The sequence below is a fragment of the Sorangium sp. So ce1153 genome, from assembly GCF_051521595.1.
Classification (GTDB): domain Bacteria; phylum Myxococcota_A; class Polyangia; order Polyangiales; family Polyangiaceae; genus Sorangium.
This window is the reverse complement of record NZ_CP150361.1, coordinates 4593274-4617347: the sequence shown is the minus strand read 5'-3', so window position 1 is coordinate 4617347 and position 24074 is coordinate 4593274. Positions and strand designations below refer to the sequence as shown.

Annotated in this window: 21 protein-coding genes; 8 read left to right on the top strand and 13 right to left on the bottom strand. The window is 73.2% G+C overall.

Annotation, left to right across the window (positions count from 1 at the left end; genetic code table 11):
* Window positions 1–8 precede the first annotated feature (8 nt).
* Window positions 9–1514 (bottom strand): M14 family metallopeptidase, encoded by a 1506-nt coding sequence (locus WME85_RS16525; RefSeq protein WP_437839368.1) that lies wholly within the window; start codon window positions 1512–1514, stop codon window positions 9–11.
* A 267-nt stretch (window positions 1515–1781) separates the two neighbouring features.
* Between WME85_RS16525 and WME85_RS16520 the strand changes: the two genes are divergently transcribed.
* From WME85_RS16520 to WME85_RS16505, 4 genes are all read left to right on the top strand, one after another.
* Window positions 1782–2417: a rhomboid family intramembrane serine protease gene (locus WME85_RS16520; protein ID WP_437839366.1), complete on the top strand. Its 636-nt coding sequence runs from the start codon at window positions 1782–1784 to the stop codon at window positions 2415–2417.
* A gap of 54 nt (window positions 2418–2471) precedes the next feature.
* Window positions 2472–3167 carry a uracil-DNA glycosylase family protein gene (locus WME85_RS16515; RefSeq protein ID WP_437839364.1) on the top strand — a complete coding sequence of 232 codons (696 nt, stop codon included), beginning with the start codon at window positions 2472–2474 and terminating at the stop codon, window positions 3165–3167.
* A gap of 392 nt (window positions 3168–3559) precedes the next feature.
* The gene (locus WME85_RS16510) at window positions 3560–3880 is read left to right on the top strand and encodes a hypothetical protein (protein WP_437839362.1); all 321 of its coding nucleotides are present in this window, start codon (window positions 3560–3562) and stop codon (window positions 3878–3880) included.
* A gap of 200 nt (window positions 3881–4080) precedes the next feature.
* The gene (locus WME85_RS16505; RefSeq protein ID WP_437839359.1) at window positions 4081–4890 is read left to right on the top strand and encodes a class I SAM-dependent methyltransferase; all 810 of its coding nucleotides are present in this window, start codon (window positions 4081–4083) and stop codon (window positions 4888–4890) included.
* Between the two features lie 262 nt (window positions 4891–5152).
* Here the strand turns inward: WME85_RS16505 and WME85_RS16500 are convergent, their stop codons facing one another.
* Window positions 5153–6247: an NADH:flavin oxidoreductase gene (locus WME85_RS16500; RefSeq protein WP_437839356.1), complete on the bottom strand. Its 1095-nt coding sequence runs from the start codon at window positions 6245–6247 to the stop codon at window positions 5153–5155.
* A gap of 505 nt (window positions 6248–6752) precedes the next feature.
* On the opposite strand from WME85_RS16500, the gene WME85_RS16495 reads away from it, so the two are divergent.
* Window positions 6753–8165, top strand: a complete 1413-nt coding sequence (locus WME85_RS16495; protein WP_437839353.1) for an RICIN domain-containing protein — start codon at window positions 6753–6755, stop codon at window positions 8163–8165.
* A 37-nt stretch (window positions 8166–8202) separates the two neighbouring features.
* On the opposite strand, the gene WME85_RS16490 is transcribed toward WME85_RS16495, so the two are convergent.
* From WME85_RS16490 to WME85_RS16480, 3 genes are read right to left on the bottom strand one after another with little or no spacing between them, the layout of a single operon-like run.
* Window positions 8203–8895 carry a glycine-rich domain-containing protein gene (locus WME85_RS16490; RefSeq protein ID WP_437839351.1) on the bottom strand — a complete coding sequence of 231 codons (693 nt, stop codon included), beginning with the start codon at window positions 8893–8895 and terminating at the stop codon, window positions 8203–8205.
* A gap of 3 nt (window positions 8896–8898) precedes the next feature.
* Window positions 8899–9912 (bottom strand): hypothetical protein, encoded by a 1014-nt coding sequence (locus tag WME85_RS16485; RefSeq protein ID WP_437839349.1) that lies wholly within the window; start codon window positions 9910–9912, stop codon window positions 8899–8901.
* Window positions 9909–10565: a hypothetical protein gene (locus tag WME85_RS16480; protein ID WP_437839347.1), complete on the bottom strand. Its 657-nt coding sequence runs from the start codon at window positions 10563–10565 to the stop codon at window positions 9909–9911. Before WME85_RS16480 ends, WME85_RS16485 begins: the two co-directional genes overlap by 4 nt.
* A 241-nt stretch (window positions 10566–10806) precedes the next feature.
* Between WME85_RS16480 and WME85_RS16475 the strand changes: the two genes are divergently transcribed.
* Window positions 10807–10962 carry a hypothetical protein gene (locus WME85_RS16475; protein ID WP_437310246.1) on the top strand — a complete coding sequence of 52 codons (156 nt, stop codon included), beginning with the start codon at window positions 10807–10809 and terminating at the stop codon, window positions 10960–10962.
* A 164-nt stretch (window positions 10963–11126) separates the two neighbouring features.
* Here the strand turns inward: WME85_RS16475 and WME85_RS16470 are convergent, their stop codons facing one another.
* Window positions 11127–12020 (bottom strand): LysR family transcriptional regulator, encoded by an 894-nt coding sequence (locus WME85_RS16470; RefSeq protein WP_437839345.1) that lies wholly within the window; start codon window positions 12018–12020, stop codon window positions 11127–11129.
* Between the two features lie 157 nt (window positions 12021–12177).
* Between WME85_RS16470 and WME85_RS16465 the strand changes: the two genes are divergently transcribed.
* On the top strand, window positions 12178–13464 hold the full coding sequence (locus WME85_RS16465) for an MFS transporter (RefSeq protein ID WP_437839343.1): 1287 nt from the start codon (window positions 12178–12180) through the stop codon (window positions 13462–13464).
* A gap of 250 nt (window positions 13465–13714) precedes the next feature.
* Window positions 13715–13870 carry a hypothetical protein gene (locus WME85_RS16460; RefSeq protein ID WP_437839341.1) on the top strand — a complete coding sequence of 52 codons (156 nt, stop codon included), beginning with the start codon at window positions 13715–13717 and terminating at the stop codon, window positions 13868–13870.
* Between the two features lie 323 nt (window positions 13871–14193).
* Here WME85_RS16460 and WME85_RS16455 read toward each other — a convergent pair whose 3' ends face one another.
* The 7 genes from WME85_RS16455 to WME85_RS16425 all read right to left on the bottom strand — a co-directional run bounded on the left by WME85_RS16455 (window position 14194) and on the right by WME85_RS16425 (window position 23942).
* Window positions 14194–16305, bottom strand: a complete 2112-nt coding sequence (locus WME85_RS16455; RefSeq protein WP_437839339.1) for an ATP-binding cassette domain-containing protein — start codon at window positions 16303–16305, stop codon at window positions 14194–14196.
* Window positions 16302–19121, bottom strand: a complete 2820-nt coding sequence (locus WME85_RS16450; protein WP_437839337.1) for an ATP-binding cassette domain-containing protein — start codon at window positions 19119–19121, stop codon at window positions 16302–16304. Before WME85_RS16450 ends, WME85_RS16455 begins: the two co-directional genes overlap by 4 nt.
* A complete protein-coding gene (locus WME85_RS16445) occupies window positions 19118–20269 on the bottom strand; it encodes an HlyD family secretion protein (protein WP_437839336.1) in 1152 nt (383 codons plus the stop codon). The genes WME85_RS16450 and WME85_RS16445 overlap by 4 nt, the downstream gene beginning before the upstream one ends.
* A gap of 1 nt (window position 20270) precedes the next feature.
* On the bottom strand, window positions 20271–21239 hold the full coding sequence (locus tag WME85_RS16440; RefSeq protein ID WP_437839333.1) for a sigma-54 interaction domain-containing protein: 969 nt from the start codon (window positions 21237–21239) through the stop codon (window positions 20271–20273).
* 819 nt (window positions 21240–22058) lie between these two features.
* Window positions 22059–22262, bottom strand: a complete 204-nt coding sequence (locus tag WME85_RS16435) for a hypothetical protein (RefSeq protein WP_437310238.1) — start codon at window positions 22260–22262, stop codon at window positions 22059–22061.
* Window positions 22263–22362: 100 nt separating this feature from the next.
* Window positions 22363–22896, bottom strand: coding sequence for an LEA type 2 family protein (locus WME85_RS16430; RefSeq protein ID WP_437839331.1), 534 nt, complete (start codon window positions 22894–22896; stop codon window positions 22363–22365).
* A 110-nt stretch (window positions 22897–23006) separates the two neighbouring features.
* Complete coding sequence (locus WME85_RS16425) at window positions 23007–23942, bottom strand: hypothetical protein (protein ID WP_437839328.1); 936 nt, start codon at window positions 23940–23942, stop codon at window positions 23007–23009.
* Window positions 23943–24074: the final 132 nt, after the last annotated feature.

The following is a 24074-nucleotide window of genomic DNA, read 5'->3' as shown; positions in this document are numbered from 1 at the left end:
GTGGTGGATCATGCTCCCCGGACGCGCCAAGCCGGGTGTTCATCCCCGATCGCGGGCATCTCCACGAGGCCGTTCTCGACCGCCCCGTCGTCGCTCTCGGGCTCGCACAGGTACACGGCGATCGCGCCGAGCGGCTGATCCGTGTCGACGCGGGACCAGCCCTCGGGGGCGCGCCGCGCCTCCTCGCGCCACCGCACGGCCACCTCGCCGACCCGGGCCGCCTCCAGGATGGCGCGGCCGCCCTCGGCGCCCAGCGACGCTACCTGGGCGACCTCGACGTCGTGGACGCCCTCGGCCGGCGCCACGCGGAGCCCGTGCCGGCGCAGGGCCTCGGCGATGGCGGGCGGCACCAGGTAGGCCCGCGGCCGGTCCACCACGGTGGTCCCCACGAACCGCGCGTGGTGCGGGATCCGCAGCGTGACGGGCGCGCCGTCGAACGTCCGCGGGCTGCGCGTGAGGATGTCGATCGGGGTCCCGGTCGGCTCCAGCCGGTAGCGGACCGCGACGCGGTCCGGCGGCCGCGCGCTCGCGGCGACCACCTCGCGGATGGCGTCCGCGTGCGCCGCGGCCCAGGAGAGGGTCTCGATCTGCCAGGCCGAGGCGGTCTGCACGCGCTCCTCGAACGGCAGGTAGCTGTAGCACTCGAGCAGGAGGTCGAGCCGGCCCGTGAGCCCGCGGTAGTTCGAGCCGAACCGCGGATGGTGCGGGTAGGTCATCCAGCCGAGCCCGACCGGCGCCGCGGGGTCGACCTCGCCGTCGGCGTCGAGCACGCGCTCGTCCTCGACGAAGTTGCCGTACCAGCAGCTGTCGAAGCCGCGCTTCTTCACCGCGGCGATCACATCGGGCACGAGGCGGTCGCGCACCATCGCGATCGGCTCGGCGCGGCCGGACTCGACGGTGTGCGGCACGTCGACCGTCATGTGGAACCGGTGCACCGAGCCGTTCGTCGCGTGGTTGTCGATCGTGAGGTCTGGCGCCCACGGGACGCACACGTGCTGCTGGAGCAGGCGCATCTCGGGCGCGGCCTGCCGGAGGTAGTCGCGGTTCAGGTTGATGCCCTGGCTCTGGGTGCGGGTGCCGACGACGGGACCTGGCTGACCGGCGAGCTTCTTCAGGTCCAGGCGGCGGTTCTGCGGGTCGAGCGCGTCGTTGCCGTCGGGGTTGAAGAGCGGCGCGACGAGGAGCACGAGCGTGTCGAGCCAGTCGGGGTGCCGGCCGTCGAGCAGGTCGCGGACGAGCGCGAGGCTCGCCTCCTTGCCCTCCACCTCCCCGGGATGGATCCCGTCGAGCATCAGCACCACGGGGCGACCGGCGCGGCGCGCCTCGGCCGGGGAGCGCACGCCGTCCTTCGACAGCACGAGCAGCGGCAGCTCGCGCCCGCCGGGGCTGGTCCCGAAGGTCGTCACGTGCAGGCGCGGGTCGTCGCGGGCCGCGAGCTCGCGCACGAACCGCATTACGTCCGCGTGCAGGGATGTCTCACGGAACCCGGTGGCTTCGGCGCGGGTGAGCAGCATGAGGTCGAGTTCTACCCCGCTGCCCCCGACGGCGGGCAGCTATCGACGTCGAAGCAGCGTCCGGGCGCCCGGTCCTCAGGCTCGGGCGACGTCGCCGGCGGCGCGCGGCTCCCCTGCCCCCGGGACGGGCCGGCGCGGCTGCCTCGCGCTGGCGGCGAGCTCGACATGCCCGGCTTCGCGATCGCGGGAAGACCGCGCGCGCGTGGCGGTTGCACGAGCTAGGCTTCGGTCGTGGGCTCCTCTGCGCGGGGCTCGCGAGGGATCAGGATGAGCACCATCGAAACCAGGTCGATCACCCGTGAGCTCAAGCTCCATGCGGCGTTGCTCGGAGGCTTCGTCGCGCTCCTCTGGAGCATCGAGATCCTCGATCTCGTCGTCTTCCATGGATCGCTCGACGCGCTCGGGATCCGCCCACGCACGGTCCCGGGCCTCGTCGGCATCGCGCTCGCGCCGCTGCTCCACGGCGGCTTCGCCCACCTCGCGGCGAACACGCTGCCCTTCGTCGGGCTCGGCTGGCTGATCATGCTGCGCAAGAAGCGCGATCTCCTCCTCGTAACGCTCGTCGCGGCCCTCGTGGGCGGCCTCGGCGTCTGGCTCCTCGGGGCTCCCTCGTCGGTGCACATCGGCGCGAGCGGCGTGATCTTCGGCTATTTCGGCTTCCTGCTCCTCCGCGGCTGGTTCGAGCGGAGCGCCCTCTCGATCGCGCTGTCGCTCGTCGTCGGCCTCGTCTACGGCGGGATGATCTGGGGCGTGCTCCCCACGCGGATGGGAATCTCCTGGGAGGGCCACCTGTTCGGCTTCCTCGGCGGCGTCCTCGCGGCGCGCCTCGTCGGCGGCCGCCTGCGCGCGCAGGCCGCCCGCGCCGGAGCACGGCCGCTCGCAGGCCGCCCGCTGCGCGGATGAGCCGATGAGCGCGCTTGCGCGGCCCGCCCCTGCGCCTCATCCCACGCGGATTCGATGAGCAACCCTGCGGTTCGCCTTTCTGTCATGAGCGTGGAGGAGCGGCTCGCCGCGGTGCATCGCGAGCTCGAGGCGTGCCGGGCGTGCCCGAGGATGATCGGCCCCGTCGTCCACGGCCCGGCCGTCCCCAGCCGGATCCTCCTCATCGGCCAGGCGCCCGGCCCGCGCGAGGGCAGCCTCGGCCGTCCGTTCGCGTGGACGGCGGGGCGCACGCTGTTCCGCTGGTTCGAGGGGGCGCTCGGCGTCAGCGAGGCGGACTTCCGGCGGCGCGTCTACATGTCGGCCGTCGCGCGCTGCTTCCCGGGCAAGGCCAGGGGCGGCGGGGACCGGAAGCCGGATCCCGAGGAGATCCTGCGCTGCCGGACGCACCTCGAGCGAGAGGTCGGGATCCTCGAGCCGCGGCTGCTCCTGCCGGTGGGAGGCCTGGCGGTGGAGCAGGTGCTCGGCCACAGAGGGCCGCTCGCGAGCGTGATCGGCGAGGTGCGCCGGGCGCGCTACCACGGCGTGGAGGCCGACGTCATCTGCCTGCCGCACCCGAGCGGCGCGTCGAGCTGGCACAAGACCGAGCCGGGGATCTCGCTCCTGCGACGCGCGCTGCGCCTCGTCGCGGAGCACCCGGAGACGCGGAAGACGTTCGCCGGCGCCTCCCCCGCGACGCCCGCAACGCCCGGCGAGCCGCCGTATTCCCGCTGAGACGGCGCTGCCCGGGGAGCGGCGGACACCGCGTCCGTGCAGGCCACGACGTCATGACGGGGCCGACCGGGTAGCGCCTGAGGCTCGCGAGACACGCCGGACGCGCTGCGCCCCGCACACCCTCGTCTCCAGGCATACCCAGATCGCATCGCGGTCGCCGGACGGATTGTCATTCTGGCAGGATGAGCCATTGTTCATGCAGCCGGCGTGTCCACTTTGGCAGAGCGACACCAGAACCCCCGCGATCCATGCGATGTGACGCCGATACGACCAGCCGCCGGCTGCTGGCATGAGGCTCGCATTCACTGGAGGCGTCGCGAAGACGCTGGCAGCGCCGGACATCACCGGACGCGCGCGGCGAGCGGGCGCTGGACGACGAGGCAGGTAGCACCATGATGCAGACTCTCCGGAAGATGAACGAAGGCAGCCTCCTCCAGCGCACCATGCTGCATATCGCCCTGTTCGTCCTCGGGTCGGCGAGCGTCGTGGCGCTGGCGAGCGTGCTCCTCGTGTCGACCGCGAAGGCCTTGCTGCCGCCTCACGACGCGACAGACACGGGCGCTGACAAGGCGGAGCAGGAGCAGGACGAGGAGTCGGGCGGTGATTCGAGCTCGCCCGAGGCCGCGGCGGGCGCCCCCGGCGCCAGGACGGGGACGAAGGCGCTCGCGCAGATGCGCCTGGCGAACCGCCGCGAGAGCGCGGTCACGCGGTGATCGTCGCGCCGCTCCTCCACCACCCCGCGCGCGAGAGCGAGAGCTCCAGGGAGGCGCACCCGACACGCGAGCGGCGCTCTCCCACAGTTTCCCTGCTGTAGGTTTCTTCTCCTTCTCTGAGCATCCTGCGACTGCCACACGCATCGCGCAGAGCAACACACAGCTGCCGTGGGCGGCGCGTCCGTGATAGCACCGCTGCGATGACGCAGCCCCCGAGCCCCCTCGCCACCCCCGTCGCATGGGACATGGTCGCCGACGATTACGCGGTCGACATCGTCCCGCACTTCGAGAAATACGCCGCCGACGCGCTCCGGCTCGCGGACGTCGAGCCGGGCGCCCGCGTGCTCGACGTGGCAGCCGGGCCGGGCACGCTCTCGCTGCTCGCCGCGCGGGAGGCGCGCGTCACCGCCATCGACTTCGCCCCCGCGATGGTCGAGCGGCTGCGCGAGCGCGCCGCGCGCGCGGGGCTCGCGGTGGACGCCCGCGTCGGCGACGGCATGGCGCTGCCGTTCGAGGACGGCTCGTTCGACGCCGCCTTCTCGATGTTCGGGCTGATGTTCTTCCCCGACCGCGACCGCGGCTTCCGCGAGCTCTTCCGGGTGCTGCGCCCCGGCGGCCGGGCCGTCGTCGGGAGCTGGACGCCGATGGACAGGGACCCGATCGCGGCGGAGCTCTTCTCGGCCATCCGGGCCGAGATGCCCGGGCTCCCGTTCGGAGAGGGCAAGGCGCCGCTCGGCGACCCGGACGAGTTCCGCGCCGAGATGGCGGCGGCGGGGTTTCGAGACGTCTCGGTGCGCGAGGTCGCGTACGCGATGGAGGCGGCCTCGACCGAGGAGCTCTGGGGCTCGATGCGCCGGAGCAACGCGCCGCTGGTGCTGCTGCGGGACAAGCTCGGCGCCGAGCGCTGGGACGAGGTCGCCCAGGCGATCCTCGCCAGGATGCGGGCGCGGTTCGGCGACGGCCCTCAACGCGTCTCGATGGCGGCCAACCTGGGTACCGGGACGCGGTAGCACCGCGCCACCCGGGTTCGTTCGCGATTCCTTGATAAGGGAGAGAATTTGAACCACAGAGGCACAGAGGGCACAGAGGAGAGAAGATTGAACATGAAGGCGGGAAGGCGGGAAGAAAACCTTAATAATCTTCCCGCCTTCCCGCCTTCATGTGGACTCTCTCCGGGCAAAGTTGACCACTACCAACTCTGTGCCTCTGTGCCTCTCTGTGGTTCGATTATTCTCCTGAATTCAGGGACGAGCTTGTCCTGTCAGAAGTCTGTCAGAAGTACTGAGCGAGGCTCTCCTTGGTGAAGCGCTTCAGCTCCGAGGTGCGCCCGGTCCTGATCTTCTCCACCCAAGCAGGGTCGTCGAGGAGGGAGCGCCCGACCGCGACGAGATCGAAGTCCCCGCGCTCGAGGCGGCGCACGAGCTCACCGAGGCCCCGGGGCGCGGAGCTCTCGCCGGCAAAGGCCGCCACGAAATCGCCGTCCAGGCCCACGGAGCCCACGGTGATGGTCGGCTTCCCGGTGATCTTCTTCGCCCACCCCGCGGTGTTCAGATCGGAGCCGGCGAACTCGGGCTCCCAGAAATGTCGCTGGGAGAGGTGGAACACGTCGGCGCCCGCCTCTGCCAGGGGCAGCAGCCATTGCTCCATCTCGTTCGGCGTCTTCGCGATCTTGAAGTCGTACGCGCCGACCTTCCACTGCGATAGACGGAGGATCACCACCATCTCCGGCCCGACGGCCTCTCGAACCGACCTGAGGACCTCCACGGCGAAGCGATTGCGCTCGCCGATGGTCTTTCCTCCGTACTCGTCGGTGCGCTGGTTCGTCACCTCGTAGAAGAACTGATCGATGAGGTAACCGTGGGCGCCGTGGATCTCGATGGCGTCGAAGCCGAGGCGCTTCGCGTCGGCCGCCGCCTTGCCGAAGGCCCGCACCGTGGCCTGCACGTCTTCACGAGACATGTTCGCGGGGCCTTCCAGATCCGCGGGCTGCTCGAGGCCGTTCCCGTTCCGATGCGCGAGGCCGACGTGCCACAGCTGCGGGGCCATCTTCCCCCCCTCCTCGTGCACGCGGTCGATGACCTTCTTCCATCCATCCAGCGCTTGTTCGCCGTAGAAGTGCGGGACGTCGCGGTAGTGAAGCTTGCCCGGCCGCTCCACGACCGTTCCTTCCGACAGGATCAGACCGACGCCGCCGGCAGCGCGCCGCGCGTAGTACTCGACGTTCGTTTCGCTGGGCGCGTTCCCCGGCGAGCGCTGGCGCGTCATCGGCGCCATGACGAACCGGTTCTCGAGCGTCAGCCTCTTGAGCTGAAATGGCTTGAACAGCGCGCTGACGTCCTCGCTCTTCTCTGGATGCTCGCTCGTCATCTCTCCGTCCCTTCTTCCATCCTCTGCTCGCTGCTCGCGTCACCGCGCCGCGACCCGCAGCGCCCCTGGCGCTCCGGTCACGCGCGCGACGAGAGCGACCGCATCGCCGAGAAGGCCTGCGCGAACAAGCAGGCCATTTACGCCTACTTCGGCTCGAAAGGAAGACCTGTTCCGGTGCGTGCTCCAGGAGCGGTGCGAGAGCGCGCTCGACGCCGTGGCCCTCTGAAGACGATGACGAAGAAGAAGCGATAGAGAGGTCGAGCGCGGGAGCGCTCTCCGGGATCGCCCCTGCGTGGCGGCGGGTGATCTGCGGGATCGCCCCTCGGCGCGCGGGGGCGATCTCACGGATCACCCCCGGCTCCCTTCGGATCCCCGCGAAATGATTACGAAACCTGGCGGGACGTGGCCATGCGACCGGTGCGGCCCAGCAGGAACGCGACGTGCAGTGTCGCCCCAGGAGAGGCGCCCCGGGACTCAGGGCGCACCGCAACGACGAGGAGGGCTCATGGCTCGCAAGATCTACGTGGGTGGTCTGGCGCTGGCGCTGGGGTGGACCCTGCTGCTGGGGGGGTGTCTGGTCGCCGACAACGAGACGGCGATGACCGAGGACAGCGTCGAGGACTCGGACGCGGTCATCGTCTCGAGCATCACCGAGGGGGACTACGTCATCCGCTCGGTCGCCACCAACAAGTGCCTCGACGTGCCCTCGGCCAGCACCGCCGACGGGACGCGGATGCAGCAGTGGACCTGCAACGGCTCGAACGCGCAGAGGTTCCACATCTCGCCGACCACCGACGGCTATTGGAAGATCGTCAACGTCAACAGCAACAAGGCGCTCGACGTGCGCGACGTGAGCACCGCGCCGAACGCGGTCATCCATCAATGGACGTACGTCGGCGGCGCCAACCAGCAGTGGAAGCTGGTCAATCGAGGGGGCACCGAGTTCAGCATCCACGCCCGCCACACCGACCAGGTCGTCGACCTGGCGTGGGGCAACGCCGCGGACGGGACGGACATCCTGCAGTACCCCTACGGCGGCACCACCAACCAGCGCTGGACGCTCGACCGGGTGAGCGGGGGCACCTCCACCGGCGGCGCCCGCACGCTCAAGGTCATCAACAACTGCTCGGCGCCGATCTGGGTCGCCCACTCCACCAACGTGGAGGGCGCGCAGAACGTCAAGCTCACCCGCGGCGCCGCGTACACGTACAACGTGCCTGAAGGCGGCATCAGCGCGACGCGCTTCTGGCCGAAGACCGGCTGTGACGAGAGCGGCCGCAACTGCACCACGGGCGACAGCGTCGCTCCCTGCCCGGCCGGCGGCTGCCAGCCGCCGTTCGAGTCGAAGTTCGAGGCCACCTTCGCGGCCAAGGGGAGCGCGGCCCAGACCTGGTACAACCTCAGCCAGGTGGACGGCTATACCCTGCCCTTCAAGGTCGTCCCCAGGGGCGTCGGCGCCGAGCAGGGCAGCTGTATCACCTCGGACTGCTCCGGGCTGTCGCTGGCGCAGTGCCCCGGCGACGAGGATCTCGGCAACGGCCAGTTCCCGGCGTACGCGCACCAGGACCTCCGGGTCCGCGACAGGAACGGCGTCGTGGTCGGCTGCATGGCGCCTTGCAAGAAGTGGAATTATCCGGCGCCCTGGGGCCTGGGCCAGCCGGAGAGCGCCGATCCCGGGCTCCACCTCTGCTGTCCGACGCCCATCGATCCGGCCACGGGCCAGTGCACCGCCGCCAACGCGTGCATGACGTCCGACGCGTGCCGGAACACCGCGGACCCGCGCAGCGTGGAGCACACGGACTACGTGCTGCGGATGCACGACATGTGTCCCACCGCGTACAGCTATGCTTACGACGACGCCGCCGGGCTCCACGCCTGCTCGTCGGAGACGAGCTTCGAGGTCACCTTCTGCCCTTGATCGACGATCGGCGCTGCCCGCGGCGCGACGTCGCAGGCTAAGGCACGACGCGGAGCGTGCGCGACGCGACGAGCGCCTTGCAGAGGGCGATCCGGTCGTCGAGGTCGAGCCCGGGGAGCTCGCGCACGTAGAAGATGCCGTGCCGGGCGATGAAGCGCAGCGCGGCCTCGCCCCAGGCGTCGATGCGGACGAGCACCGCGTCGCCGTCGACGAGCTCCGCCTTGCCGTCCTTCAGCCGCACCGACACCTCGCGATCCCGGATCACGCGCCGCGGGCCGCACACGGACGCCGCGTCGTTCCACACCTCGGGCGGCGGCTCGCCGTAGAGCGCGCCGTACGCGGCGACGAACTCGTCCCACGTCGCCTCGCGGACCGCGTGCGTGACCGGCGCGTTGCCGGGCGCGTGGTGCAGGAAGCGGCCGAAGAAGCGCTGGCAGAAGTCGGCGTACTCGATCGTGAACAGGACGAACTGGTGCCATGCCTCGTCGACGCGCAGCGAGAACATCGGATAGGCGCGGGTGCGGTCCGACTCGACCAGCCAGAGGTAGCGCGCGAGCTCCCGGAACAGCACCTCGGCCTCGTGCTCGGTGGCCACGGTCTTGTTCATCAGCAGCTTGGAGATCACGAAGGGCGCCCGGTAGGCGAAGAGATCGGGCCGCCTGCGCGCGCTCGACGTGCTCGACGTGCTCGACGTGCTCGACGTGGAGAGTTCCGTGTGCATGAGTTCCATGGGTCAGTTCTCCTGGGCTTCGAGGGGCTGAAAGGTCCCCCAGTCGACGAGCGCGCGGGCGAGCGCGAGCTGCTCCGCCTCGGCGAGACCGGGGATGTCGCGGGGGCGGAGCTCGCCGGCGGCGGAGAGCGCGCGGAGCGCGGGCGCGGCCCACGCATCGACGCGGAGCAGGGGCTGCGCGCGGCCGCCGCAGCGCGCGAGGAGCTCGGCGTGGCCCGCGCCCTGAGCCACGTCGAGGTCGACGCCAGGCCACCGGCGCGCGAGGACCGTTTGCGCGTCGAGGTCCTCTGTCCGGCCGAGCGCGCGGGCGGCGCGCCGCCGGGTCCCGGCGTCGCCGCGGGCGTGGAGGCGGGCGAGGAGCGCGGCGGCCGCCGGGCCCCGCCGCGCGAGGGCGTCGACCTGCGCCCGGCGCACGCACTCCCGCTCGTGCCCGAGGAGCGCCGCCGACAGCGCATCTTCCGCTGCGGCCCGCGGCGCCGGGGCGCTCAGCCCCTCGATGGGGCCCACCTGCTCCTCGAGCACGGGACCGTCGTGAGGGCCGAACAGGTGCAGCGAGATGGACCAGCTCCGGGTCGGGTTCCGCGGATCGTGGATGCACGGCCCGTGGATGTGTCCGACCCGCCCGGCCTCCGCGGAGAACAGGCGCTTCGGCACGAGCCGCCGCGCGCGCACCGTCTCGTCCAGGTCGAAGGTCGCCACGTCGAGCGCGTTGTGGAGCACCGCCGTGACCGTCCAGTCCGAGTGCTCGTGCGCGCCCGCCGCGCGCCCCGGACGCCAGTACGCGAACGCCATGCGGACGCCGAGCCCGGGGACCACGTGGAACGGCGCGAGGTCCGGCGCGCCGTCCCGCCGCTCGATCTCGAGCGCGAGGAGCTCCAGCGGGAGCTCGTCGTCCGAGAGCCCGGCCCGGACCGCGCCCTCGACCGCGCGGACATGATCGCGCGGCGGCCGGATGCGGTCCTCGGCGCGCGGGAAGTCGAGCTGCCCGAACAGGGCCGTGAGCTCGGCGAGCCTCATGGCGCGATCCGGAGGATGTCGCCCTTCACGAGCGGACGGCAGAGCGCCACGCGGTCGCCGTCCTCGAGGCCGGGGAGCTCGCGGACATAGAAGTGGTCGCAGTCGACGATGAACTGCAGCGCTTCCCTGGCCCACGCGTCGATGCGCAGGAGGACGCGCGGCGGCTCGAGCGACCACACGAGCTCCGCCATCCCCTGCTCGACCTGCACGAAGATGGGGCGGCCGAACTTCACGCGGATGAGGCGCGTGTCGAGCGTCACCGCGAGCTCGTCTCTCCACGCCTCCGAGATGGGCCCGAACAGCGCCTCGTACTCGGCGCGGTACTGGGCGAACGTCATCTCGGGGCGCGCGCCGAGCTCGCCGCGAGGGGCGGTGTTGGCGGTGTGGTGGACGAACTCGCCGAAGAAGCGGTGGCCGAAGGCCGCGTACTCCTCGGTGAAGAGGACGAACTGGTGCCAGACCTCGTCGATCCGCCGCGAGAACATGGGGACCTGACGGGATCGGTCCGCGCGGCAGACGAAGATGTACTTCTTCACCTCGTCGAAGAGCCGCGCCGCCTCCTCGCTGGAGGAGGCCATGCGGTCCTTGACGAGCTTCTCTTCGAGCCACGGCGCACGGAAGGAGAGCAGCTCGGGGATCATCGACGTTTCCATCGACGGTGGCTCGGTGCGAAGTCCGTGCCGCGCGCGGGATCGCCGCGCTCCCCGTCCGGGCGCGGCGCTCGGGAAGGTCGATTCCCGAGGCGCTTCCCCAATTGGGAAAGGAATTGCCCAAGCCGCCCGGGAGGGGCCGTTTCACCGCGAAAACCGCGGTGGCACGGCCGCTGCACTAGCCCTCATCGCACGACGTCGAGTGCGCAACTGAAAATAACCAACCATCCACGGAGCGATCACCATGAGCGAGCAGATCAAGATCGAGGTCGAGGGCGAGATCGAGCAGAAGCAGGAGAAGATCGAGGAGCGCCCTGCGCGCCTGACGGTCGAGGTCCCCACGGACCTCCAGGCCGGCGCCAACGTCGTCTGTACCTGCCCGCCCGGCTGCTGCTGCTGACAAGCCCGCGAGGGGCCGCGCACCGCTGCCCGCGGCGACCGGCCCCTCGATCCTGACGGCACGACACGACCGCGAAGGCCCGCGCTGCGATGAGCAGCCGCGGGCCTTTCCGCGAAGGCCCGCGCTGCGATGAGCAGCGGCGGGCCTTTCGCGTTTTGACCGGCTCAGCGCGCCCGGGCCGGGCGGCGGGCGAGATCCGCCTCGATGAGCGCCCGGAACGCCGCCACCGCGGGGTTCGGCTGATCGCGGCGCCACACGGCGCCGACGCGCCAGAGCGCCTCCGCCGGAGGGAGCCGCAGCGCCGCGACGCGCGCCGAGCGCGCCTTCATCGCCGACGCCGGCACCAGGGCGACGCCGACCCCCGCCGCCACGAGCGCGAGCACGGTGGCGAGATCGCGCGCCTCCTGCGCGACGCGCGGCCGGAAGCCGAGGTGCGCGCAGACGCGCAGCACGTGGTCGTAGAAGCTCAGCGACACGGCGCGGGACACCACGACGAACGGCTCGTCGCCGAGCGACCGCAGGCCGGCCGCCTCGATGGCCGCGGCGCGCCCGCGCGGCACCGCAGCCACGAGCCTGTCGCGCACGACGGCGAGCGACGCGAGGTCGGGCGGCGCCGGCAGCCGCGCGAAGCCGAGGTCGAGCGCGCCGGCGCGCAGCGCCTCGAGCTGGGCGGGCGTCGACATGTCCTGGAGGTCGATGTGCACGTCCGGAGCCCGCTGGCGGAAGCGCACCACGACGCGCGCGACGAGCGCGGCGGACGTGACGCCGAAGCCGAGCCGCAGCGCGCCGGCCTCTCCGCGCGCGATCCGCCGCGCGCGCGAGAGCGCCTGGTCGGCGTCGCGCAGGAGCGCGCGCGCGTCGTCCGCGAACTGCCGGCCCAGCGCCGTGGGCGCGACGCCGCTGCGGCCGCGCACGAAGAGCGCCCCGCCCAGCTCTTCCTCGAGCTGCTTGAGCTGCTTGCTGAGCGCGGGCTGGCTGACGTGCAGCGCCCGCGCCGCGCGCCCGAAGTGCAGCTGCTCGGCCAGCGCCGCGACGGCCCGGAGGTGGTGGAGGTCCATTCGATTCCTCCAGGTTATCGAACCCGGCGCGAGATGTCATTGGACGCATCGAACGCCCGACCCCAACTTCCGGACAGGCAGAGTTCCCGGGGGACACGCGACCAGGCGCCTCGCCGCGTTGCCGCGCGCGAGGGGCCTCTCACCGCCGAGGAGACCTATGGAACCAGGGTTCGTGATCGAGACCGATGGCATGCTTGCGCCCGCGCATCCCGGCCGGGGCGGAGCGGCGACTCGCCGCCGTCCCGGCGCGGCGCCGGCGCTCCCCGCGCCGCGCTCCGCGCCGCCCCACCTGCGCGCGGCCCGCATCGGCGTCGGGGCGACGTTCTTCGCGTACGGCGCGGCGTTCGCGAGCTGGATCGTGCGCATCCCCACGGTGCGGGAGGATCTCGCGCTGAGCCCGGCGGCGCTCGGCGGCGCGCTGTTCGGCGCCTCCGCGGGCGCGCTCGTCGCGATGCCGCTGGCCGGCTGGCTCGTCGAGCGCGCCGGCAGCCGGACGCTCATCCGGGTCGCGCCCCTCGCGCTCGGCGCGGCGCTCGTGCTGCCCGCGCTCGCGTCGAACCTGCTGGAGCTCGCGCTCGCGCTCGTCGCGATGGGCCTCGCGGGCGGCGCGCTCAACCTCGCCGTCAACGCGCAGGGCACCGCGGTCGAGCGCGCGTACGGGCGCCCGATCTTCGCGTCGTTCCACGGGCTCTACAGCCTCGGCGGGCTCGCCGGCGCGGCGCTCGGCGGGGCGCTCATCGGGCGGGGCGTCCCGACCCTGGCTCACCTGGCGGCGACCGGCGCGGCGATCGCCGCGCTCGCGTGGTGGGCGACGCGGCACGCGCTCCCCGCGGCTCCCGCGCCGGCGGCCGGGCCCGCCGCCGCCGGCAGCCGGCCCGGCCTCCGCGCGCTCGCGCCGGTCGGCGTCATCGCGTTCTGCGTGCTCGTCGGCGAGGGCGCGGTCGCCGACTGGAGCGCCGTCTACCTGCGCGATGTCGTCGGCGCCTCGCCCGCGGCGGCCGCCGCCGGCTATGCGGTGTTCTCGATCGCGATGACGAGCGGCCGGCTCGTGGGCGACCGGCTCGACGCCGCGCTCGGGCCGCGCCGGCTCGTGTACCTCGGCGGCCTCGCCTCGGCGCTCGGGCTCGGGCTGGCGCTCGCGGCCCCGGGCTTCTGGACGGTGCTCATCGGCTTCGCCGGCGTCGGCGCGGGGTCGTCGGTGGTGTTCCCGATCGCGCTGCGCGCCGCGAGCCGCGACGGCGGCCCCGGGTCCGACGCGGCCATGGCGGCGGTCTCGACCGCAGGCTTCCTCGGCTTCCTGATGGGTCCGCCGCTCATCGGCCTCACCGCGTCGTACGTGTCGCTCCGCGGCGCGCTCGTGTGGGTCGTCCTCGCGAGCGCCGTGATCGCCGTCCTCTCGCCCGCCGTGCAGCGGCGGGCCGGGGCGCTCGCCGGCGGGCGGTGACCGCGTTGCGGGGAGAGCCGCGCGCGGCCGCGGAGCACAGCTGAAGCACGTCCGAGCAGCAAGCCTGGGAAGGTCGATTCCCGAGCCGCTTCCCCAACTGGGAAAGGCGTTGCCCAAGGAGGGCCGCAGGTTGCCCGAAGGAGGCCGCTACAGCGCGAAAACCGAGGTGGCACGACGGCTGCACTAGCCCTCATCGCGCGACGTCGAGCGCGCAACTGGAAATAACCAATCCGCCTACGGAGCAATCACCATGAACGAGCAGATCAAGATCGAGGTCGAGGGCGAGATCGAGCAGAAGCAGGAGAAGATCGAGGAGCGCCCTGCGCGCCTGACGGTGGAGGTCCCCACCGATCTCCAGGCCGGCGCCAACGTCGTCTGTACCTGCCCGCCCGGCTGCTGCTGCTGACAGGCCCGCGAGGGGCCGCGCACCGCCGCCCGCGGCGACCGGCCCCTCGATCCTGACGGCACGACACGACCGCGAAGGCCCGCGCTGCGATGAGCAGCGGCGGGCCTTTCGCGTTTGGGCTGCGCGGACGTGCCCTCCGCGATGTCCCCGGACGAGGAGGCCCGCTGACGCAAGCAGCACGTGAGGGGAATGGAAAGACGCGTGAGCCGTGCGATTTTATCGACGGATTTCATCGCTCGGGCGGCACTTGCGTGCAGACCCGTACGCCTCGAGATGCGCAGTGCCCGGGGAGCGCCGCACAGTACTGTGAACCATCCACGCCCTCACGGATGCGCGATGACCACCAGCGCCGGCGCCCTCTCGATCACGGCGCCCACGCACTCGCGGGCCGTGAGCGGATCCAGCGCGCCGAAGCTCTCGTCGAGGATCACCGCGTCCGCGCGCTGCAGCAGCGCGCGCGCCAGGAACAGCCGGCTCCGCTCGCCGTGCGAGAGCTGCCACCCCGTCTCGCCCACGACCTGATCGAGCCCCGACGGCATCCGGTCGAGCAGCGGCCCCAGGCCGAGCTTGCGGCAGACGCTCTCCGCCTCCCGGCGGTCCTCGGGCGACGCGGGCCAGGCGCGGCCCATGAGCAGGTTGAACGCGAGCGTCCCCGAGAGCACGTGGTTGTCGTGGAACTGCGGCGCGCTCGCGACGCGGCTGCGCCACGCCGCGCCGCCCAGCGTCCGCCGATCGAGGCCGCGGAGGAGCACGAGCCCCGACGCCGGCGCGTGCAGCCCGCTGAGCACGCCGGCGAGCGTCGACTTGCCGCCGCCAGACCGCCCCTCGAGCAGCAGCCGGTCGCCTTTCGACAGGACCAGACCGCAGTCGCGGAGGACAGGCTCGCCCCCTTCCCCGTAGCGGAACGACACCCCGCGCGCCTCCAGGATCACGTCCGACGTCGCGGGCCGCCCGAGCACGGCCTGCGGGATCCCGGGCGGCTCTCGGTCGGCGGCCGCCGTGAAGAGCCGCGCGATCGAGCGCCACGAGACGGCCGCGGAGAGCAGCGCCCCGAGGCTCGTCGCCAGCATCGCGAACGCCGCCTGCGCCTGGAGGATCCCGCCCGTCGCGACGACCAGCGGCCCGACGGTCACCCCGCCGAGCACCGCCGGGACGAGCCCGAGCAGCCCGAGCGCGAGCCACCCGCGCGCCGGCAGCGACGAGAGGAGATCGCCCACCCGGTCCATCGCGCGCGAGGCAACGTGATAGCGCTCGAGCACCGCGTCCTCCTCGACGTGGTGCAGCTGCGGCAGCTCCTGGGCGACGCGCGTCCGGTGCCCGACCACGTTCTCCACGAAGCCGCTCGTGATCGCGAACCGCTCGCCGGTCCACGCCGCCCGCTGGCGCGCGAACCGCCGCGCGAGCAGCGCCACGACGAACGCCCACCCGAACAGCAGCGCGACGTGCAATCCGCCCCCCGCGCCCGCGGCGAGGACCACCGCCGCGCTCGCGAGCTGCACCACCCCGACGATCGCCCCGAGCGCGCCGCCGAGCCCCGCCGTCTCGACCGCCTCCGACTCGGAGACCATCGCCAGGAGCGCGCCCGACCCGCGCGTCCGGATCGCCGCCGGATCCAGGCGGAGCGCGCCGCAGAGCAGGCGCTGCTTGAGGAGCGCGGCGACGTCGATCGTCAGCAGCCCGCCCGTCCACGACGCGAACAGCTGCACGAAGATCCCTGACAGGGACAGGAGCACCCACGCGACGAGCCACCCGGGCTGCACGTCGCCGTCGAGCGCGCCCGCGCCGATCAACCACCACGCGAACACCCCGAGGGCGATCTGCAGCGCGGCGGCGCCCAGGAAGACCGCGCCCCGGCGGAGCACGCCGCGCATCGACAGCAGGCGCCGGAAGCTCGACCCGGGGTCAGCGCGCAGCAGCCACATACCGCTGATCGGCTTGTCCGCGACGAGCTGGGCGAGCAGCTCGGCGCGCGCCCGCGCCGCGCGCCGCGGGGAGACGCGCGCGGCCGCGAGCCATTTGTCCACGTGCGACGCGGGGCGGTCCTCGAGGTGGGCCGACAGCGCCCGCCGCACGGTCTCCAGCGGTACCCGCGCCCGCGTGAGCGCCGGCGTCAGCACCGAGAGGCCCCGCCCGCTCGTGGACGTCACCGCCAGGTATCCCTGCTCGACGCGCACGATCGACGGCCCGAGCGACGCGATCGCGCGCGGCAGGTCGGCGAAGCTCGACTCGACCGCCTCCGCCTCGACGCCCATGCAGCCCGCGTACGCCTCGATCCACGCGGTCGGGTCGCTCGCCGGCGGCGCGCCCGGCGACGACGCCGCGCCGCTCGCGAGCCCGCACGCGGCCGTGAGCGCGCTCATCGCCTGCCCGAGCGCGGCCGGCTCCCACGCGACAGCGGCCAGCGCCGCCGCGCGATCGGTCTCGTCCGCCTTCATACAGCCTCCTCGAGCAGCCGCCCGCTCTCCATCGTCGCGCTCCGGAAGCGACCCTTCGACCACACCTCGTCGCGCGCCCGCGCGTCCGCGTCGGCCAGGGCGCGGTAGCGGCTGCGCGGGTCCTCCATGAGCTCGCGCGGCGCGCCGTCCTCCACCACCTTGCCCCCCTCGATCACGAGCACGCGATCGAAGCCGAGCGTGTCCATGACGTCGTGGCTGACGAAGACCAGCGTCGCGCGCCGCCAGTGCTCGCGCGCGCGGGCGAGGAGCGCCCGGCGCCGCTCGCGCTCCAGCCCGCGGAACGGCTCGTCGAGGAGCACGAGGCGCGCGTCGCCCTTCATCAGCGCCCGCGCGAGGCGCACGCGCTGCCCCTGCCCTCCGGAGAGGCGCGCGCCGCCCTCGCCGATCGCCGCCTGCAGCCCGTCGGGCAGGCTCTCGAGGACGTCGGTCAGCTCGGCCTGGCCCATGGACTGCGGCACGCGCGCGAGGGCGTCGCCGGCGTGGCCGAAGGTGATGTTCTCGAGGAGCGTGCGGTTCCAGAGCTGGATGGCCGGGTCCACCCACGCGGTCCCGCGGCGGAGGCGCGCGACAGCCGCGTCGTCGAAGGGCCGCCCGTCGACGAGGAGCTCGCCCCGCGCCGCCCGGAGCCACCCGAGCAGCAGCGAGAGCAGCGACGATTTCCCCGCGCCCGAGCTCCCCACGATCGCCACGTGCTCCCCGGCCGGGACGCTCAGCGAGACATCGGAAAGGAGCGTGTGGCCGCCCGCCTGCACGCTGACGCCCCGCAGGTCGATCGACGCCGCGCCCGCGGCGCCCGGGGCCCCCGGCGCGACGCCCTCGCCCGGCGCGGCGCCGTCCCCCGTGTCGCGCGGAACGTCCATCTCCGGCGCCGCCAGCGGCGCGAAGAGGCGCACGGACGCGTTGCGCACGTTCTTCCAGCCGAGGAGCGCCGCGACGAGCTCCTGCGCCACCACGGGCAGGCGCAGCGACCAGAACACGAGCAGGAGCAGCGCCGCCGGCGGCCCGCCGGAGACGACGTATCCGCCGACGATCGCGACCGCCACCGCCGTGCTCGCGAGCCCCTGGACCGCCTGCATCGCGGTCGACTGCGCGTGCACCAGCCGCCCCGTCCGCGCCCACTCGACGAGCAGCGCCTCGTGCTCGCGCCGCACCGCCCGCTCCGCGCCGTGGACGCGGATCGGCACCACGCCGAGCAGCGCGTCGAGGTAGAACCGCTCGAGCGACGCCGCGTGCGTGCGCAGCCGCATGAGGCTCTCGACGAGCGGCCGCCGCGCGAGGTACGGGGCGACGAGCGCGACCGCCGCCGCCACGAGCGACAGCCGCGCCCCGCCCGGGTAGAGCCAGAGGACGCCGAGCAGCGTCGCCGCGAACGAGAGCCCCGCGCGCGCGATGCGCGAGAAGAGCGCCGGGGCCTCGCGCATCAGGTGCATCGCGTGGCCCCGCGCGGTCATGTCCGAGGTGGGCCGGCTGCGCAGGTAGCGGTCCTCGAGGCGCGGCAGCTTCTCCAGGAAGGCCGCGCGGAAGCGCACCTCCAGGGCGCGGCCGAGGCGAGAGACCGCGTGGGCCGCGAAGAGCTCGAGCAGGAGGCCCCCGGCGGCGAACGCGACGAGCGCGAGCAGCCCGAGCGCGCGCTGGTAGTCGACGGTGATGTGCTTCACGGCGTCGAACAGACCGCGCAGGACGACAACGTCGATCGCGGCGATGGCCGCGCTCGCCGCGAGCGCCACGAAGACGAGCGCGAGCGCCCGGCCCGCGTCGGCGCGCAGCATCCAGAAGAAGAGCCGGGAGGGCGACGGCGTCGGCAGCTCCAGCTCGCGGCGGACGGGCGCCGGGAGCACCGCTGTCGCGACAGCGCGCGGCGCCTGCTCCGCCGGCGCGGCCGGCGGCGCCGCGCTGCCGCGGTAGCTCGGCGGCGGCGGCGTGCGCTCCACCGGCGCGGCCGCGCGCGCCCCCGCGCCCACGGCGGCGCCGGCCCCGGCCGCGCCCACGGCGGCGCCGGCCCCGACCGCGCCGCCCTCGCGCTGGGCGAAGTGCACGATCACGGCGCCGTGCACGAGGAGCTTCCCCTGCCCCTTCCCCTCCGTCGCCCAGAAGAACCCCTTCGGGATCGCGCCCGCCTCCCCGGCGAGCGCCCGGTCGAAGACGCCCTCGAGCACGCGCTGCGCCTCCCCCCCGCGCGAGATCGCGCCGCCGCGGACCAGCCGCGCCGCCATCCGCACCGCGGCGTCGAGCGCCGCGAACGGCCGCCACCCCGGGTCGGCGTCGGCGCGGGCGATGAGCGCCTCCCCGCCCGCGCCCGACACGCCCAGCGCGCGCAGCTTCGCGCGGAGCGGCCCGAGCGAGTCGTCGGACGACACCCACCGCCGCCACCTCTCGATCGAGATCGGGATCGGGAAGTGCGGCATGTCCTCCATGAAGCGCTCGCCGTGAACCCAGCGGCGACCGCTCCCGGGGTCGAGGATCTGGACGAACGGCCCGAGCCTGCGCCAGACGACGACGAAGTGCAGCGTGTCGCCCGCGCCACGCTTGACCACGATCGCGGGGAGGCAGTCGGCCTCGGGCAGCAGAAAGCTGTCGTGCGGGACCACCATCTCGGCGGTCGCGAGCCCGAGCTCCTGCCCGAGCGCGGCGAGCGCGTCGATCGACGTCCCGTCGACGTCCGTCTGGCACCTGTCGCGGAGCCACTCGTAGTGCACGTCGACGCCGAACCCCTGGAGCACGGCCTTGAGCGCGGCCGGCCCGCAGTCCATGAGCGACGTCTGCAGCACCTCGGGCACGAGGAACGCGCGCTTCATCGCGGACCTCCCGGCGCCACGGCGCGCAGCAGCAGCGTCCACGGGGAGACGCGCTCCACCTCGACCTCGGTCGTCCCCGGCATGCCGTGCTGCACCGGGATCGACCCCGCGCTGTCCGGCCGCACGAGGAGCTCGACGCGGATCGCGCCTTCGAACGGCTCGCTCGCCACGTGGGACACCTCCCCCTCGAGCATCCCGAACTGCGTCCACGCGAAGCCGTCGAGGCGCATCCGCGCCTTCTGGCCAGGGACGATGCGCCCCACCGCGTCGGAAGGCGCGAAGAGCGCGACAGCGTGCACGTCCTCGCCCGGCACGACCGTCGCCACGACGTCGCCGGGCTTCAGCACGTCGCCCACCTGGAGCGCGGCGATGTTCCCGAGCTTGCCCGCGATCGGCGCGCGGATCTTCCGCCGCTCGATCTGCGCGAGCGCCGTGTGCACCGCGGCCTCGGCCGCCCTCTGCTCGGCGAGGAGATCGCCGAGCGAGCGCTCGAGCTCGGCGACGTGGGCCGCCGCCTGCCGCTCGTCGTGGCGCCGCGCCACCGACAGCCGGTGCAGGTCGGCGCGGGCCCCCTCGGCCTTGAGGAGCTCGTCGGCGGCGCGCGTCTTCGCCTGCAGGTGATCGGCCTTCGAGGCGAGCTGCTCGTCGCGCAGCCGCTCGGAGATGGCGCGGAGCTCCTCGCCCTGCGCGGCGGCCAGGTCCCGCTGGCGCAGGTCGATCCTCGCGCGCGCAATCGACGCGTCGGACAGCCTGTCCTGCCACGCGCGCACCTCCTCCTCGACCGCGATCTGGCGCCGCACCGCCTCGAGCTTCGGCGCGAGCACGGCCACCTTGGTCTGCTCCTCCTCGAGGCGCTTCTCCTCGACGGCGGCGTCCAGCTCGACGAGCACCTCGCCCTGCTCGACCTCTCGCCCGAGCTCCACGCGGACGACCGACACGCGCCCTGGCTCGGCGGCGGCCACGCGGTGGGCCATCCGGCTGACCTCCAGGCGCGCCTTCGCCGTCGTGGCGTAGACCGAGACGCGCGCCGCGTGCATCCAGGCCGCCCAGGCGCCGAGCACGGCGAGGATCACCGCGAGGCGCACCCAGGTCCTCGACCCGCGCTCGATCTCGAGCGATCGCATGGTGCGGAGGAACGGCGAGGCCACGTCAGCACTCCTCCAGCGCGACCTTCTTCCGGGGTCGCGCGATGCCGTAGGCGTTGAGCTTGTTGGTGAGCGTGCGCCGCGACACGCCGAGCAGCTCGGCGGCGCGCGTCTGGTTCTGGCGGGTCTGGTCGAGCGCGGCGACGATGCGATCTCGCTCGAACAGGCGCACGTCGCCCCTGATCCCGGCGACCTCGACGTGGACGCGCGGCGCCTCGAGCATCAGGTGGGCCGCGAGGATCGGCCCCCCCTTGGACATGACCACCGCGCGCTCGATCACGTGGCGCAGCTCCCGGATGTTCCCCGGCCATGTATGGGCGAGCAGCGCCGCCGTCGCCTCGGGCGCGAGCCGCGGCGCCGGGCGCTCGAGCCGGCGCGAGAGGCGCGCCGCGAAGAGCTCCGCGAGCGGGAGGATCTCGGTGATGCGGGCCCGGAGCGGCGGGATCCGCAGCGTGACGGCGTTGAGGCGGAAATAGAGGTCCTGGCGGAAGTCCCCGTCCCTCACCATCTGCTCGAGATCGCGGTGGGTCGCCGCGATGACGCGCACGTCCACGCGCCGCGGGCGCGTGCTCCCCACGCGGACGATCTCGCCGTACTCCAGCGTGCGGAGCAGCTTCGCCTGCGTGCGCGGGGACAGCTCCCCGACCTCGTCGAGGAAGAGCGTGCCCTCGTGCGCGGCCTCGAACAGCCCCTCACGGGGCGCCACCGCCCCGGTGAACGCGCCGCGCTCGTGCCCGAACAGCTCGCTCTCGACGAGCGACTCCGACAGGCTCGCGCAGTTGACCTTCACGAACCGATCGCGCGTGTGCCGCGACATGCCGGCGATCCACTCCGCCACGACCTCTTTCCCCGTCCCTGTCTCGCCGAGGATCAGGACCGGAAGCGGCGTGGGCGCCACGGTCTCGAGGGCGTCGCGCAGGCGCCGCATCTCCGGATCGAGCGCAAGAAAACCGTTGTTACAGTCGTCCACCATGAACGCTCCCCATCACACGGAATGCGTGATTCACGTCTCCCACGGAACCCCGCGGCCATCGCCGCACGGCCACCCCGCGGCGCATCACCCCTCGGCAGGGCGACGCAAAACCCTCTGATATAACTCTCACCCTCGTACGCTGACAGACCGCGGTTGGTTTCGACGATGTCGCCGGCGCCTGCGGGCCGCCCGGAGTCCAGCGCCACGGCGGGCGGCTCCGCTGGAGACGACACGCTGCTGTTGGCCATCCTCCGATGCTGCGAAGGGCCTCTCGCCGCGGCGTCGCCGGAGCCTCCGCGCGGGCCGCGCGCGGCGCTCGGTCGCCGCGCCGGCGAGAGGGGTCGGAAGCGTGTCCAAGCAAGTCGGTGGCCAACGCCTCAGCCCGCCGGCGGCGTGCTGTCCGCCGCGGAACCGGCGGGGGCCTCGGGTCAGGTCTGCACGACGATCTCTGCAGAACCGGCGCAACCTGGACCAAAGCCGCACAATCCGTGCGGCGCCGGAGACCGCTGCACCGAGGTCTTGACGGACGGCGATCGGGCCGGCGCTCCGGCTCGGCGTGGTTGCGCGGAGCACCGTCGGCGCCTGCGCGTGGCCGTCGAGCGGCTGCCCCACGAGGTGGTCGCGCGTCGAAGCGAGTTCACGGCCTGAGGGCTGCAGCCTCCAGCTGAGGGCGGAGGCCACCACCAGCGGGATGGATCATGGAAAGTCGCGCGATCGCACGGCAATCAGGCCGCGAGCTCAGCTTCGAGGTGGCCGGCCGGCCGGCCAGCTGGCCGGATAGCGCAGGTGTCCTGTCGCGCGCGACCGCGAGACCGAGCGTCACGTCCTGCGGTTGGCCTCACCTGCCAGACTCTTCCACTCCCAGAACCACATCACGATGCCGTCCGCCGCCGCGGAGCCGGTCATCGTCCACTCCCCATCAGCCCTCACGTGGTCTGGCTCCTGCGGGTCGTCGCAGTAGGCGTTGCCGTTCGTCAGCCTGCCGTAACGCCCGAGGGTCGTCGCCCTGATCAAGCCGCTCATGAGCTGTCACCTTTCCGCCGCCGCGGGCGCGCGGTCAACCACCTGTCCGCGAGCGGTTGGCGGCGCGCGCCGCGCGGCGCGCGCTGAGCGCTGCGGGCGCCTACCGCATGACGCCGAGCGCGGCCTCGATCTGGTTGCGGAAGATGACGCCGTGGTCGTCGACCGAGTAATCGTCCGCCTCGAGCCGGAACGTGCGGGTCGCCGTGACGTCCGCGCGGCCGCTGAAGCGGTACGGGATGACGGGCGACGAGAACGACTCGCGCAGCAGCTGGAAACCGAGGTCGACGGGGATGCTGATGGGGACGCGGACCTGGGTCGTGCGGTCGGAAGGCAGCCAGACGCCCTCGCCGTCGGCGCGGAAGTCGACCGGCAGCATGTAGCGGCCGGCGAGCATGACCTGGCCGCGGACCGCGCGCACCGCGACGTCGTACGAGTTCGGGTTGTGGACGTTGACGACCACGGTCATCAGGACGCCGAGGCTCGGCGGGAAGGAGATGCGGATGCCGGTGATCTCGGCGTGGTCGAGCTGCATCGTCGGCTTGCTGACGCAGGCGGGACCGGCGATCGAGGTCAGGGCTGCGAGCGCGAGCGCGGGCAGGCGGCTCAGGGCGTTGGTCTTCCGGGGGCTCGGCACGGCGAGAGCTTACCCGCGCAGGGGCCCCCCGTCACCTCGCAGCCAGACGTCTGGCCACGCACAGCCAGACGTCTGGCCACGCGCGGCCAGCCCGGCCCCGGCGGCGCCGATCAGGCGCCAGCACGCCGGAAACGCACCCTGCGGAGGCCGCCGTCGGAGATCTGCTCCACGAGGACCTCGTCGCCCGACGCGATCCATTGCACGATGCCCCCGTCGTCCGCGAGCGCGAGCGCGCCTGTCGGATCGCCGTCGTCCCACCGCTCGTACAGGACGCCGGCGGGCATCTCGGGCGCCGGCTCGCCGCTGCGCTCCTCGCCCTGCGCCCCCGCGACGCGCACGCTCACGCCGACGTCGGGGAAGCCCTCGCGCACCGCCGCGAGCAGCGCGCGCACGCTCGCGACCTCGGTCGCCACCGCGGTGCACGGCGCCACGCTCATCTCCGCGAACGCGGGCGGAGACCAGATCGCGAGATCGCCCCTCTGGAACACCGCCTGGCAGGCGTCGCTCAGCTCCTCCACGCGCTCGGCGCCGACCGCCGCCGCGAGATCGACGGCGATGTCCGCCATCAGCTCCACGGCCATGCGACCAGGCCAGCTGAACGCGGCCACCGGAACCTCCTGCCCGATCGCGAACCGCTCGAAGAGGCGCCGCGCGTCCTCGGCGAGGACGAACGGCTCGACCACCCCGTCGTCGACGACGACCTGACCGCGCGCGTCCATCCAGTAGCTCCCGTGCGGGTAGTCGCCCATCACCACCCGGGACTTCCGAGGCCGCGCGCCTCGCTCGAGCGCCAGCCCGATCCCGAACCAGAGCGCCTCGCCCTCCTCCGACGGGACGCAGGTGCCGCCAAAGGCCGCCTCGAACCGCAGCAGGGCCCCCACGTCGGTCAGCCCCCAGCGCGCGAGCTGCTCGCGGAGGGCCTCCGGCGCCATCGCGCGCTCGGGACGGCGCACGGCGCCGCGCTGCCCGAGCCACGCCGTCGCGCGCGGCGAGAGAACGCCCGCGGGAATGGCCGGAATGTCCGGCACCGGCGCGGTTCGAGCCATGGCGGGGATCTTTCCCGCGCGCGAGGCGCGGATCAAGCGGCGCGTTCGCGCAGGGATCGGCGGCGTCGCGCGTCCGCCGCCATTTTTTATCGTGGTCGATGTCAGACGCCGGAAGAGCGCGGCGAAGTAACA